This window comes from Stenotrophomonas sp. 59 (genome assembly GCF_030291095.1).
GTDB lineage: Bacteria > Pseudomonadota > Gammaproteobacteria > Xanthomonadales > Xanthomonadaceae > Stenotrophomonas > Stenotrophomonas maltophilia_Q.
Genome location: NZ_CP127408.1, coordinates 197738 through 210891, shown reverse-complemented (window position 1 = coordinate 210891; position 13154 = coordinate 197738). Strand labels below are relative to the sequence as shown.

Here is a 13154-nt window from a genome sequence, read left to right as displayed (position 1 = left end):
TCGGCGGCATGCAGTGCCGCCGATCTTCAGCCCGCAGGAGTCAGCGCCACCACGCGCGCGCCAGCGCCACCACGCCGACCACACCGGACAGCCAGCTCCACATCGGCAGGTCGCCCCAGTACCAGCCCGGTGGCTGCACCACGTACATCAGTGCAGCGATGGCGAGCAGGCCCACACCGGTGATCGCGCCCACGGCGCGCTTCTGCAGGCGCTGCAGGCTGGCGTCGAGCGTGACCAGATCGCGCGAACGCATCGCCAGTTCGTGGCGGCCTTCCACCTGCTGGGTCAGCCAAGCGTGTACCAGGCGTGGCATGTCCGGCGCGTGGGTCATGATTTCCGGCAGGCGCTTGCCGAGCTCGCGAACCACCCTGCGCGGGCTGTAGCGCTCGCGCAGGATCTTCGCCAGTACCGGCTTGGCCACCGCCCAGATGTCGATCTGCGGGTCCAGCTGGCGGCCGACGCCCTCGATGTTCAGCAGGGTCTTCTGCAGCAGGATCAGCTGTGGCTGCAACGTCAGCTGGTAACGCTGCGCCACGCGGAACAGCTTCATCAGCACTTCGGCCAGCGAGATCTGCGACAGCGGGCGGGTGAAGTACGGCTCGCACACCGAACGCACGGCCGCTTCCAGATCGTCGATGCGGACGTGGTCGGGCATCCAGCGTGCCTGCACGTGCAGTTCGGCGATGCGGCGGTAATCGCGGTTGAAGATGGCCATGAAGTTCTCGGCCAGGTAGTACTGATCTTCCTGCGAGAGCTGGCCCATGATGCCGAAGTCCAGCGCGATGAAGCGCGGATTGGCTCGGCGCGCCGGATCGGTATCGACCCAGATGTTGCCGGCGTGCGCATCGGCGTGGAAGAAGTTGTCGCGGAACACCTGTGTGTAGAACACCCGCACGCCCTTGGCGGCCAGCGCCTTGCGGTCGATGCCGGCCTTGTCCAGCGCGTCGATGTCGTCGGACGGAATACCCCACACGCGCTCCAGGGTCAGTGCGCGCTCGGCGGTGTGGCTCCAGATCACTTCCGGCACGTACAGGTCGTCGCTGTTCTCCCAGAAACGACGCAGCACGCTGGCATTGGCGCCCTCGCGCTGCAGGTCCAGTTCGGCGGCCAGGGTGTTCTCGACTTCGGCCACCACTTCGCGCGGACGGATCTTGTCGGCGCGCGGGTGGGTGCGCTCGACCAGCGCGGCCAGCGAGTTGAGCAGGGCGATGTCAGCGTCGATCTGCTTCTCGATGCCCGGACGCAGCACCTTGACCACCACCTGGCGGCCATCGGCCAGCGTGGCCGCGTGGACCTGCGCGATCGAGGCCGAGGCCAGTGGTTCGGTATCGAAGCTGGCGAAGGCCTCGCTCACCGGCAGTCCGAGCGCGTCCTCGACGATGCGACGCGCGGTCTCGCCATCGAACGGCTTGACCCGGTCCTGCAGCAGGGTCAGTTCGTTGGCCACGTCCGGCGGCACCAGGTCGCGGCGGGTGGACAGGATCTGGCCGAACTTGACGAAGATCGGGCCGAGGTCCTGCAGCGCCAGACGCAGGCGGGCGCCGCGCGACTGCGAAGCGATGCTGGCCGAGGCGCGCGGCACGAACGGCTTGGCCAGGCGCAGCCAGCGCTCGGCCGGCGTGCCCTGCAGCAGGTCGTCGAGACGGTAACGCAGGATCACCCGGCCAATGCGGCTTGCCCGCAGCACGGCCTTCATGCGGCACCCCGCAGGCGCTGTACGCGTGCACCAAGGCGCTCCACGTCATCGCGCAGCACATCCACGTCGTCGTGGAAGGCATCCAGCTCGGCACGTGGCACCACGTCGCGCGACTCTTCGGTGATGAACTCGGCAGCGCTGTGGGCCAGGTCGATGGCACCCTGGCGTGCATGCTGCAGGGCGCTGCGCAGGGTGTTGGCGACCTGCACGCCCAGCACTTCGCCGAACACGCTGACGAACGGCTGCTGCCAGTCCGGATCGAAGCCCTTGGCCAGCTGCTGCAGGCGGCGCGCCAGCTCGGCGTCACCGGCAACGCGTACGCGGCCCTTGCCGTTGTTGTCGGCACGGCGTGCGTTGGCCAGCAGCGGCAATTGCGCGAGTACGCCGGCCAGGCTGCTGCGCACGGCCAGGTCGGCCTCCTGCGCGTCCACCGGGCCGACCCGCAGTGCATCGCCGTCGACGCTGATGCGCATGGCCAGCGAAGGCGCTTCCAGGGTCAGGTCGATATGCCGGCCGTCGAGGCTGGCCAATGCATGGCGGGTATCCGGATCCAGCGCCAGTGCGCGGTTCAGGGCGATCTGCAGGGCGCGGCCAGCGACCGGCTTGAGGGACTTGAGCAGGGAGAGAGCCATGTGCGCATTCTACCTGCGTGGGTGGGGGGCTTGGGCCGGGCTGCTGCCCGGCACCCGCAGAGGCAACGGCAGAGGCAACGGCAACAGCAATAGCCGAAGCAACAGCAACAACCGGCATTCCGTGGGTTGACGGGGTGGGTCCGGTTGCGGGGGCCGCTGCAAGTACGTCCCTGTAAGCTCGGTCGCCGCATCCATGCGGCTCACGCCCCCGCGACCGGACCCACCCCGCCTTCGACAGGTTCCTGCCGTCTGTGGGGTCGGATCCCGTTGCTGCGCAACGGGCTCTGACCCCTGTTGATGGGCCATGAGGACGGTAGATCCACGCCATGCGTGGATGGATGGCCGGTTCATCCGCGCCTCACCTGGGCGGCAACGGAAGGTTCATGCTGTACGGCCACGCAACGCACAGGACATCGCATTCCCCATGGCACGGACCCGGGTCGGCATCATCTTCGGTGGCAAGTCTTCCGAGCACGAAGTTTCACTGCAGTCGGCGAAGAACATCCTCGACGCGCTCGACCGCGAGCGCTTCGAGCCGGTGCTTGTCGGCATCGACAAGCAGGGCCAGTGGCACCTGAGCCAGCCGGAGACGTTCCTGCTCAATGCCGATGATCCGTCGCGCATCGCGCTGCATCGGTCCGGCACGTCACTGGCGGTGCGCCCGGGTGTGGAACAGGGGCAGCTGCAGCCGTGCGATGCGGCCAGCGCGCTCGGCCAGATCGACGTGGTGCTGCCGATCGTGCACGGGCCACTCGGCGAGGACGGTGCGCTGCAGGGCCTGCTGCGCATGGTCAACCTGCCCTTCGTCGGTTCGCCGGTGCTGGGCTCGGCCGCAGCGATGGACAAGGACGTGACCAAGCGCCTGCTGCGCGATGCCGGCCTGCAGGTGGCGCCGTGGCTGTGCATCCGCCGTCATCAGGCCGCAGCGGTCGATGTCGATGCGGTGATCGCCCAGCTCGGCCTGCCGTTGTTCGTTAAGCCCGCCAACCAGGGTTCGTCGGTGGGCGTGAGCAAGGTCAAGGATGCCGCGGGTTTCGCCGATGCGCTGGAACTGGCACTGCGCTACGACCACAAGGTGCTGGTGGAATCGGCGGTGGTCGGCCGCGAGATCGAATGCGCGGTGCTGGGCAACGAGCAGCCGCAGGCCAGCGTGTGCGGCGAGGTGGTGGTGCACGACGAGTTCTACGCCTACGACACCAAGTACATCAATGCCAATGGCGCTGACGTGGTGGTGCCGGCCGGCATCGACGCCGCCACCCAGGCGCGCATCCAGCAGATCGCGCTGCAGGCCTACCAGGCGCTGGAATGCGCGGGCATGGCGCGGGTCGATGTATTCCTCACCGCGGAGGGCGAGATCATCATCAACGAGATCAACACGCTGCCCGGCTTCACCAGCATCAGCATGTATCCGAAGCTCTGGGGCGCCAGCGGCGTGGACTACACCACGCTGATCACGCGGTTGATCGAGCTGGCGCTGGAGCGCCATGCGGCGGACCGGGCGCTTCTGTAGCGTCGAGCCATGCTCGACCCTGGAGATGCAGCCGAGCATGGCTCGGCTCTACAGGAGGCGTGCCGACCAACGGTCGGCACCCACCGGTTAAAGACAATGCCGACCAAGGTCGGTAACCACCGGGAAGCGGCGTGCCGGTCGGTGACCGGCACGCCCTGCAGGTTCTATCCGCGCTTGCGGAACATCGAGATCACCGCCAGCACCAGGAAGATCACGAACAGGATCCAGGCGATGTTGCTGGCGGCACCGGCGATGCCGGAGAAGCCGAGCACGGCGGCGATGATGGCGATGACGAAAAAGATGACGGCGTAATGCAGCATGGCGCTCCTCGCAGATGTCCGGGCCGTTGGATGGCGTGGGTCCATCCTCCCGATCTGGCGGTGTGCAACCAGTGATGGCGACCTATGCGGCAGATGAAGCCTTCAGCCTGCGCAGGCCTTCCTCGATGCTGACCTGCGGCACGTAGCCGAAGTCGCGGCGCGCCGGTTCCATGCTGTACCAGTGCGGCGTGCACAGCTGCTCGGCCAGGAAGCGGGTCAACGGCGGTTCGCCGCGCAGGCGCAGCAGCGGCCACAGGCGCTCGCAGATCGCACCGATGCGGTAGGCGGTCTTGAAGCTGATCGCCTTGTCCACGGTCGGTGCACCCACAGCGGCCAGCAGCTTGTTGACCAGCTCGCGCATCGGCAACGGTTCGCCGTTGGAAATGAAGTAGGCCTTGCCTGCACATGCAGCGCCCGGAGCCAATGCCTCGAAGGCGAGGAAGTGCGCGAGCGCGGCGTTGTCGATGTAGGTGGTATCGACCTTGTTGTTGCCATCGCCAACCAGGCGCAGGCGGCCCTGCCGCGCGCGCTCGGCCAGGCGCGGCACCAGCTGCTGGTCGCCCGGGCCCCAGATCAGGCGCGGGCGCAGCGCTACCGTCGCCAGCGTTGCATCGTTGGCGGCCAACACACGCTGTTCGGCAATCGCCTTGGTCGCCGCATACGGCGCCTGGAAATCCTCGCCATAAGGCACTTCATCGGCGCCAAGGCCTTCCACCGGGTGGGTGGCACGGTGCGTCACGCTGGGCGTGGAGGTGTAGACCAGTCGGCTGATGCCATGCGCACGGCAGGCGGCGATCACATTGTCGGTGCCGACCACGTTGGCCTGGTGGTAGCTGTCATAGCTGCCCCAGGCGCCGGCCTTGGCACCGTTGTGAAATACCGCGTCGACGCCGGCCACCGCGTGCAGCACTGCCTGCGGATCGGCCAGGTCGCCGCGGATCTGGCCCACGCCCAACGCCTGCAGTTCCGGGTAGTGGCTGCGGTTGAATGACAGCACCTGGTGGCCCCGCTCGACCAGCCCGCGGCACAGCGCCTGGCCGAGGAAACCACCACCACCGGTGACCAGGATCTTCATGCGCGCTTCTCCAGTTCGGCGCTGGCCCAGACGGCGAGCTTCTCGCGGCCGATCTTGGCGTTGTGACGGATATCGACGGGGAAGGCCGGATGCACCAGGAAGTGCTGCAGGCCGGCCTCAGGCGTGCACGCTGCGGCATGCGCACGCAGCGCTTCCTGCAGTGCCGGGCTGTCGGACTGGCCGCGCAGCAGTTCCACGCACAGCACCGGCACCTGCGCACCGGCCACGCCGACGCCGACCAGCGCGGTGCGCGCCACGCCTGCGACGGTGTTGAACACCGGCTCGACCTGTTCGGTGTACAGCGGTCCGCGCGCGGTCTCCACGCGCTGCGTCTTGCGTCCACAGAACCACAAGCGGCCCTGTGCATCGAAGTAGCCGACGTCGCCCATGCGATGGACGATGCGGGTGCCTCCATCGGCCAGCGTCTCGCGGATCTTCGCTGCAGCGGTGGCCTGCGGGCGGTTGAAGTAGGTGTCGGTAGCGGTCGGGCCAGCCACCGTGATTTCTCCCACTTCGCCAACGGCCAACACGCGTGCCTGCGACCAGTCCGGCAACGGTGCGTCATCGATGGCGATGATGCGCACTTCGTTCGGCGCCACCACGCTGCCCACGCAGGTACCGGCACCGGCTTCGGTGGCGGCGCGCGTACGCTCCAGCTCACGGCCCTCGACCACGGCCACCGGCAGGCACTCGGTGGCGCCATACGGCGTCCAGAACTGCGCGTCGGCCGGCAGCAGGCTGCGGATGGTGGCGACCACGTCCGGCGGCACCGGCGCACCGGCCGAGGTCACCCGGGTCACCGTCGGCAGCGGACGGCCATGCCTGGCCAGCACCCGCATCAGCGCCGGCGAGCCGAACAGCTGGGTCACGCCGAAACGCTGGATGGCGTCGTGCAGGCGCGCCGGGTCGGCCTGTGCCGGCCGGGTCGGGTCCATGTCCGGAATCACCGAGGTCAGCCCCAGCGCCGGATCGAACAGCGCGAACGGCGGGAAGGTCGGCAGGTCCACCCCGCCCGCTTCCATGCCGAAGGCACTGCCCAGCAGCTGGATCTGGCCGACGAAGTGGCGATGGCGGTAGACCACGCCCTTGGGCACGCCGGTAGAGCCGCTGGTGAACAGGATCGCGGCCATGTCCTCGCCATCAGTGGCGGCCAGCATCGGCCCACCGTTGGCACCGGCGCGCTCCAGCGCGGCCAGCGTGGTCCCGCCCCAGCCGAGGCGGCGGCCGACGGTCACCAGGCGGGTCGCCGACGGTGCCCAGCGCAGCACCAGCCGCGCCACATGCGCCAGCGGAATGCCGATGAAGGCCTCCGGCTGCGCCTCGTCCAGGCACTGCTTCAGCGCGCGCCTGTCGATGCCCGGGTCGACCAGCACCGGCACCGCGCCCAGCTTGAACAGGGCAAACATCAGCAGGAAGAACTCCGGCGACGGCCGCACCATCACCACCGTGCGCACCCCACGACCGATCCCGTAGCCGGCCAGGCCGGCCGCCATGGCGTCGCTTCGGGCGTCCAGCTGGCGGTAATCCAGGGTCACGTCGTAGGCGGCCATGCCGTTGCCGGCGCCACGCCGGCCAGGGCAGCGGATGGCGATCTGATCAGGCCGTTCACGCGCCAGTTCAGGCAGGCGGGCGGCAATATTGCAGGGTCGGTTCATCCGTTCATTGTCGCCGCTTACGGAATTTCTTGCGCGGCGGCCCACTTCGTGGAAAATCCGCACCCTCGTTCCTGATTCCGACTGCCGCCCGAGGCGGCTTGCCCATGCAACATCCCTGCATGACCTGCGGCGCCTGCTGCACCCAGTACCGCGTGGCCTTCCACTGGATGGAATCGGACGAGGTCACTCCCGGCGGCGTACCGCACCAGCTCACCGAGGTGCTCGACCCGCATCGCCTGTGCATGCGCGGCACCCACTCCAAGCCGGTGCGCTGCGTGGCGCTAGATGCGCAGATCGGCGTGTATTCGCGCTGCACCATCCACCCCAACCGGCCCAGCGTGTGCCGCGAGGTGGATGCATCGTGGGAGTACGGCAAGGCCAGCCCGCAGTGCGACAAGGCGCGCATCGCCTATGGCCTGGATCCGTTGACGCTGGCCGACTGGCGCTGGCGCGATGACGCCGACAACGACGACGACCATCCGGACGACAACGGCAACAGCCCGTCTTCGCCGCCGCAGGCGCCGGTCGCCGCGTGACGGGCGGGGTCGGATCCGTTTCCGGCACGGAAACGGCTCTGACCCCATGTACGACAACGCCGGGCATGGCCCGGCGCTACCGAAGGGTTCCGTCGCAGATGGGGTCAGAGCCCTCTCTGCGAGAGGGATCCGACCCCGCATCCGGTTACAGCGGGTTCTTGTCCAGGAACGCGCGGATCTCCGGCACCAGCACTTCGTGCTTGTCTTCCAGCACGTAGTGGCCGGCGTCCTCGAAGGCATGCACCTGGGCCTGCGGCAGCGCGGCCTGGAAGCCCTTCAGGAAATGATGATCGAACACGAAGTCGCGCAGGCCCCAGCCGAGGAAGGCCGGCCGGTCAGCGAACGACGGCAGCGCCTTGCCGGCACGCTCCAGCAGCGACCACGCCTTGTCGGCCGGCGACAGCGGGATGTCCTGCATGAAGCGGATGGTGCTGATGCGGTTGGCGTAGCTGTTGTAGGGCGATACATAGGCGCGGCGCACGTCGGCCGGCATCTTCCGCTCCACGCCCAGCCACGAGGCACCGGACGAGAACGCATTGAAGGTGCGGATGATCCACTCGCCGATCTTCCAGTGGCGTCCCAGCGCGATCTGCCACGGCATCTTCTTCGCGGCCGGCATCGGGAAGGCGGCGGTGTTGAGCACCACCAGGCGCTTCACCTGGTCGTGGTGCGACAGCGCCCAGCCGAAACCGATCATGCCGCCCCAGTCGTGCACGGCCAGGGTCACCGGGCCGGTGATGCCCAGGTGCTTGAGCAGCGCATCCAGATCGTCCACGCGCGACTGCAGCGTGTACTCATAGCGGCTGTCGTCCGGCTTGTCCGACAGGCCCATGCCGATGTGGTCCGGCACGATGCAGCGGTACGTGTCCGACAGGCCGGCCACCAGCGTGCGCCAGTAATAGCTCCACGACGGGTTGCCGTGCACCATCACCACCACTTCGCCGTCGCGCGGGCCTTCGTCGAGATAGTTCATCGACAGGCCGGGGCGTACCTCGAAGCGCTGCGGGTGGGCGGGGTAACCGGGGAGATCGCGCATGCGGAGCACCTAGGGAGAATCGCGGCGCGGTGTAGCGCCGAGCCGATGCTCGGCGGCTCTCCGGTCAGGCCGCAGAAGGACCGCGCTGTGCGCGTGAGCCGAGCATGGGCTCGGCTCTACAGGGAGTCTGGCAGGAAGCTCTTACCAGACCACTTCAGCCATCGAGCAGTTCAGGCCCGAGCCGATGCCCAGAAGCGCGATGCGATCGCCCTTCTTCAGCTTGCCCAGCTGCTTGAGCTTGCTCAGCACGATCGGCACCGAGGCCGGGCCGATGTTGCCGTGCTCGCCGAAGATGGTCATGACCTTCTTCGGGTCGATGCCGAAGTTCTTGATGAACGCGGCGGTGTGCGGCTGGCTGACCTGGTGGATCACGAACTGGTCCAGCTCTTCCACGGCCCAGCCCAGGGCAATCTTGGCGGCGGTGAAGGTCTTCTGGGCCAGCTTGATGCCTTCGATCAGCAGCAGGCGGGTGTCGGTGACCATGCGGTCCAGGTTGCCCAGGCACAGCTGGTTCCACTCGGTGGCCGAGCGGGTCACGCCGCCCTTGTAGCGCGGCGCGTCCGGCACCAGCTCCGAGCGCGCCATCACCATCGCCGCAGCACCCGAACCGGTGGTCAGCGCCGCCAGTTCGTTGCGGAAGTCGTCGGCGGTGACGTCCGGCGCGGTCATGCGCTCCAGGGTCTTCTCGTACACCAGGTTGGCAGTCTCACCGTCCACCACCAGCGCGTAGTCGATGTCACCGCGCTCGATCATGCGCGCGGCGATATCCATGCCGTTGATGAAGGCCAGGCAGGCATTGGCAACGTCGAAGGTCATGCACTCGTCGCTGACACCGAGGTTGCCCGAGACGATGGAGGCCGTGGAGGGCTCCAGGTAGTCGCGGCTGACCGAGGTGTTGACCAGCAGGCCGACCTGCGTCGCATTGATGCCTGCGTCTTCCAGTGCCTTGCGGCCTGCCATGGTGGCAGCGTCGGACGCCAGCACGCCGTTGTCCCACAGGCGGCGCGCGTGGATGCCGGCGATGTCGCCGAGCACGTCGGTGCGGATGCCGAGACGGTCCAACGTCGGCTGCAGCCGCTCGTTGATTTCCTTGGTCGTCAGCGTGTGCGGCGCGTCGACGTGTGCCAGGCCGGCGATCGAGACATTCTTGAAGAGCATCGAGGTTAGCGCCAAGGCTCAGGCAAAAGGGGGCGCTATTCTATAACCCCCGGGGCCTTCACCGCATCTTTACGAATTCAGCCTTGGCCGTATGGTGAAGCGTTCAGCGCGGCGGGCACTGGAACGCGGCGAAGCGCTGGCTGCCATCGGCGGGGGCCGCGGCGGCCTGCACGGCATTGGCGCCGGCACTCGGAGCCTCGTTGCGGGCCAGGGTTTCCAGCTCTTCCTGCACGCGCAGCGGGTTGCGGTTGTAGAAGCCGACCTTGCTCTTCACGGTCACCACCACCTCGCCCTTGGCGATGCAGCCGGCCGGAACCGGACCTGCCGGCAGCACGCGGGTCGCCTTGCCGGCCGGTTCGATCGGCACCCAGGTACAGGCGGTGACGGTGAGCAGCAGGGAGGAAAGCAGCAGAACGCGCATGGGCAGATCCTGGAAGGGTATGGGGGGATTCTGCCTGAACAGCCTGAATCGGGGGTAGCCGGGATGGGGTCCCGGTAGCGCCGGGCCATGCCCGGCGAGCGCAGAGCGCGGCATGGCTGGCCGCCGGAAAGCCGCCGGGCATGGCCCGGCGCTACCACGGGAGGCCTGCCCGCCGTGGCGGGCAGGCACATCCCTTATTTCTTGACCGGGTTGCCTTCGGCATCGATCACGGTCACCTCGCCCAGGTTCAGCGCGCGCACGGCCGCTTCGGTCTGCTTGAGGTCACCCACCACCACCCAGGTCAGCGCCTGCGGCTTGATCTCGGCCGCGGCCTGCTGCACCTGCGCCGGGGTCATCGCTTCGATCTCGGCCTTGCGACGCAGCACGTAATCGTCCGGGCGCTTGAACTGCACGATCGAGCCGATGGTCGATGCCACCGCGCTGGCGGTCTCGTAGGCACCCGGCAGGCTCAGGGTCTGGATGTTGCGGATGCGGTTCACCTCGTCGGCGGTGGCCGGCTTGCTGCCATCGGCATACGCGGCGATTTCCTTGCGCATCTCCGCCATCGCCGGGCCGGTCTTGTCGATCTGCACCGGCGCGCTGGCCATCCACGGACGCTGGCCCACCGAGTTGACCGCGCTGCTGCGTGCACCGTACGACCAGTGCTTGTCTTCACGCAGGTTCATGTTCAGGCGCGAGGTGAAGTCGCCGCCGATCACGCCGTTGGCGATGTCGAAGCGGGTCGAGCTGGCAGCGCTGGAGGGCGCCACCACCTGGCCGGCGAACAGGTTGGCCTGCACCGCGCCCGGCTGGTCGATCAGGAACACGCGCGGGCCCTTCGGCAGCGCGACGTCGGTGGCCGCCTTCACCTGCGGAGCGTCGCCACTGGCCTTCCAGTCGCCCAGCTGCTTGTCCAGCAGCGGCACGATCTCGGCCAGGGTGGTGTCACCGACCACGATCAGGGTGCCGTTCTGCGGGCGCAGCCAGTCATGGTGGAAGTCGACCAGGTCTTCGCGGGCCAGGCCGTTGATCGCCGCTTCGTCACCGCTGCCGGTGAACGGAATGGCATACGGGTGGCCCTTGCCGTACAGCAGCGGCGGCAGCACGCGCATCGCTACCGCACCCGGGTTGACCTTCTCCTGTTGGATGCCGGCGATCCAGCTCGCCTTGACCCGGTCGATCTCGCCCTGCTCGAAGCGCGGTTCGCGCAGCAGATCGCGGTACAGCGCCAGCGACGGCGCCAGGTTTTCCTTCAGCGCCGACAGGTCCACGCTCATCGAATCCAGGCCGGCCGAGGCGTCCAGGCTCGCGCCCAGCGCGTCGGCGGCATCGGCAAAGGCCAACGAACCGAGCTTGCCCGCACCCTCCGTCATCAGGCTCATGGTGAAGTTGGCGGTGCCCGGCTTGCGGCCCTGGTCGGCACTGAAGCCGCCCGGGAACTGATAGCTGAACTGCACCACTGGAATCTCATGGCGCTCGGCCAGGATCACCTGCGTGCCGTTCTTCAGCGTGGCGCGCTGCAGCGCCGGGAACTTCAGCTGCGGGAACTCGCGGGTCTGCGGCACGCCGGCCTTGCGGTCGACCTGCTCCGGCAGGGTGCTGTACTTCGGGTCCACCGCCGGCACGTTGAACGGTTTCGGCGCCTGGCTCGGGTCTTCCTTCAGCGCCACGCGCTCACCCGGTGCGATCACCAGGGTGTGGCTGCCCTTGTCCAGCCATTGCGTGCCCAGACGGCTCAGGTCGGCGGCACTGGCCTTCTCGATGTTGGCCAGCGAGGTACGGAAGCAGCCCGGGTCGCCGGTGAACACCGCGCACTCGGCCAGCGCGTCGGCCTTGCCGCCGAAGCCGCCGATGCGCTCGATGCCACGGATGAAGCCGGCGCGTGCGCCGGTCTTGGCGCGTTCCAGTTCGGCGGCGGTCGGGCCCTGCTTGATCAGGCGGTCCAGTTCCTCGTCGATGATCTTCTCGACCTTGGCCGGATCCTGGCCCTGCTTGACCGTGGCCATGATCACGAAGTTGGAGCCCAGCTGCGAGGTCGACAGGCCCGAGCCGATGCTGTCCACCAGCTTGTCCTGGTGTTGCAGGCGCTGGCTCAGGCGCGAGGATTTGGCGCCGCCCAGTACCTGCGCGAACAGCTGCAGCTGATCGACCTCGGTGGTGCCGACCTGCGGCACGTTCCAGGCGCGGTAGATGCGCGCCTGCGGCACCTTGTCGGTCATCGTCTCGCGGGTATCGGCAATGCGCTTGGCCACGTTCACCGCCGGCTGCGCCATGGTCGGACCGGCCGGGATGCTGCCGAAGTACTTGCCGACCTTTTCCTTGGCGGTGGCCAGATCAATGTCACCGGCCAGCACCAGCACCGCGTTGTTCGGGCCGTACCAGGTGCGGAACCAGGTTTTCACATCATCCAGCGACGCGGCGTTCAGATCGTTCATCGAACCGATCACGCTGTGGTGGTACGGGTGGCCCACCGGGTACATCGCCTTGTTGAGCTGGTCCCAGGCCTGTCCGTAGGGCTGGTTTTCGCCCTGGCGCTTCTCGTTCTGCACCACGCCGCGCTGCTCGTCCAGCGCCGCCTGGTCGATCGCGCCGACCAGATGGCCCATGCGGTCCGATTCCATCCACAGCGCCATGTCCAGCGCGGTGGTCGGCACGTTCTCGAAGTAGTTGGTGCGGTCGGTATTGGTGGTGCCGTTCTGGTTGGTGGCACCCACCTGCTTGAACGGCTCGAAGAATTCGCCGCTGTGGTTTTCGCTGCCCTGGAACATCAGGTGCTCGAACAGGTGCGCGAAGCCGGTGCGGCCGGCCGGTTCGTCCTTGCTGCCGACGTGGTACCAGACGTTGACCGCGACGATCGGCGCCTTGCGATCGGTATGCACGATCACGCGCAGGCCGTTGGGCAGGGTGAACTGCTCATACGGGATATCGACCCTGGCCGGTGCGGCCGGCTTTGCCGCCAACGCATGGGAAGGCACAAGCGTGCCCAGGGCGGTGCTGAGGGCGACGGCCAGCAGCGCAGCGCGCGGGCGAAGGGCGAGAGACATATCCGGATCCTTGGTCACATAGGTGAACCCCGATCCTAGCGTGCGCGCGCAATGGCAGGAATCGGTCGCCA

At 67.8% G+C, this 13154-nt stretch carries 11 protein-coding genes; 2 read left to right on the top strand and 9 right to left on the bottom strand.

Going from position 1 to position 13154, the window contains the following annotated elements; translation table 11 throughout:
* Positions 1–40: 40 nt before the first annotated feature.
* The gene (gene ubiB / locus QP552_RS00875; RefSeq protein WP_111113287.1) at positions 41–1696 is read right to left on the bottom strand and encodes a ubiquinone biosynthesis regulatory protein kinase UbiB; all 1656 of its coding nucleotides are present in this window, start codon (positions 1694–1696) and stop codon (positions 41–43) included.
* Positions 1693–2328, bottom strand: coding sequence for an SCP2 sterol-binding domain-containing protein (locus QP552_RS00870; RefSeq protein WP_106548754.1), 636 nt, complete (start codon positions 2326–2328; stop codon positions 1693–1695). Before QP552_RS00870 ends, ubiB begins: the two co-directional genes overlap by 4 nt.
* Positions 2329–2752: 424 nt before the next feature.
* On the opposite strand from QP552_RS00870, the gene ddlA reads away from it, so the two are divergent.
* Positions 2753–3838 (top strand): D-alanine--D-alanine ligase, encoded by a 1086-nt coding sequence (gene ddlA / locus QP552_RS00865; RefSeq protein ID WP_286074714.1) that lies wholly within the window; start codon positions 2753–2755, stop codon positions 3836–3838.
* Positions 3839–4002: 164 nt separating this feature from the next.
* Here the strand turns inward: ddlA and QP552_RS00860 are convergent, their stop codons facing one another.
* From QP552_RS00860 to oleC, 3 genes are all read right to left on the bottom strand, one after another.
* Complete coding sequence (locus QP552_RS00860; protein WP_049429804.1) at positions 4003–4158, bottom strand: DUF1328 domain-containing protein; 156 nt, start codon at positions 4156–4158, stop codon at positions 4003–4005.
* An 82-nt stretch (positions 4159–4240) separates the two neighbouring features.
* On the bottom strand, positions 4241–5233 hold the full coding sequence (gene oleD / locus QP552_RS00855; protein WP_111113290.1) for a 2-alkyl-3-oxoalkanoate reductase: 993 nt from the start codon (positions 5231–5233) through the stop codon (positions 4241–4243).
* On the bottom strand, positions 5230–6888 hold the full coding sequence (oleC, locus tag QP552_RS00850) for an olefin beta-lactone synthetase (protein WP_286074712.1): 1659 nt from the start codon (positions 6886–6888) through the stop codon (positions 5230–5232). The genes oleD and oleC overlap by 4 nt, the downstream gene beginning before the upstream one ends.
* A gap of 104 nt (positions 6889–6992) precedes the next feature.
* Between oleC and QP552_RS00845 the strand changes: the two genes are divergently transcribed.
* Positions 6993–7424, top strand: a complete 432-nt coding sequence (locus QP552_RS00845) for a YkgJ family cysteine cluster protein (RefSeq protein ID WP_029380125.1) — start codon at positions 6993–6995, stop codon at positions 7422–7424.
* Positions 7425–7569: 145 nt separating this feature from the next.
* Here QP552_RS00845 and QP552_RS00840 read toward each other — a convergent pair whose 3' ends face one another.
* From QP552_RS00840 to QP552_RS00825, 4 genes are all read right to left on the bottom strand, one after another.
* A complete protein-coding gene (locus tag QP552_RS00840) occupies positions 7570–8460 on the bottom strand; it encodes an alpha/beta fold hydrolase (protein WP_106548750.1) in 891 nt (296 codons plus the stop codon).
* Positions 8461–8601: 141 nt separating this feature from the next.
* Complete coding sequence (locus QP552_RS00835; RefSeq protein WP_004135358.1) at positions 8602–9618, bottom strand: 3-oxoacyl-ACP synthase III; 1017 nt, start codon at positions 9616–9618, stop codon at positions 8602–8604.
* A 103-nt stretch (positions 9619–9721) separates the two neighbouring features.
* Complete coding sequence (locus tag QP552_RS00830; RefSeq protein ID WP_005407628.1) at positions 9722–10039, bottom strand: DUF4156 domain-containing protein; 318 nt, start codon at positions 10037–10039, stop codon at positions 9722–9724.
* Positions 10040–10233: 194 nt separating this feature from the next.
* Positions 10234–13083: a pitrilysin family protein gene (locus tag QP552_RS00825; RefSeq protein WP_286074710.1), complete on the bottom strand. Its 2850-nt coding sequence runs from the start codon at positions 13081–13083 to the stop codon at positions 10234–10236.
* Positions 13084–13154: the final 71 nt, after the last annotated feature.

Coding starts and splice junctions, on each gene's coding strand:
- QP552_RS00825 (WP_286074710.1), bottom strand. CDS start 13,083: ATGTCTCTCGCCCTTCGCCCGCGCGCTGCGCTGCTGGCCGTCGCCCTC.
- QP552_RS00840 (WP_106548750.1), bottom strand. CDS start 8,460: ATGCGCGATCTCCCCGGTTACCCCGCCCACCCGCAGCGCTTCGAGGTA.
- oleC (WP_286074712.1), bottom strand. CDS start 6,888: ATGAACCGACCCTGCAATATTGCCGCCCGCCTGCCTGAACTGGCGCGT.
- QP552_RS00860 (WP_049429804.1), bottom strand. CDS start 4,158: ATGCTGCATTACGCCGTCATCTTTTTCGTCATCGCCATCATCGCCGCC.
- ubiB (WP_111113287.1), bottom strand. CDS start 1,696: ATGAAGGCCGTGCTGCGGGCAAGCCGCATTGGCCGGGTGATCCTGCGT.
- ddlA (WP_286074714.1), top strand. CDS start 2,753: ATGGCACGGACCCGGGTCGGCATCATCTTCGGTGGCAAGTCTTCCGAG.
- QP552_RS00830 (WP_005407628.1), bottom strand. CDS start 10,039: ATGCGCGTTCTGCTGCTTTCCTCCCTGCTGCTCACCGTCACCGCCTGT.
- QP552_RS00870 (WP_106548754.1), bottom strand. CDS start 2,328: ATGGCTCTCTCCCTGCTCAAGTCCCTCAAGCCGGTCGCTGGCCGCGCC.
- oleD (WP_111113290.1), bottom strand. CDS start 5,233: ATGAAGATCCTGGTCACCGGTGGTGGTGGTTTCCTCGGCCAGGCGCTG.
- QP552_RS00845 (WP_029380125.1), top strand. CDS start 6,993: ATGCAACATCCCTGCATGACCTGCGGCGCCTGCTGCACCCAGTACCGC.
- QP552_RS00835 (WP_004135358.1), bottom strand. CDS start 9,618: ATGCTCTTCAAGAATGTCTCGATCGCCGGCCTGGCACACGTCGACGCG.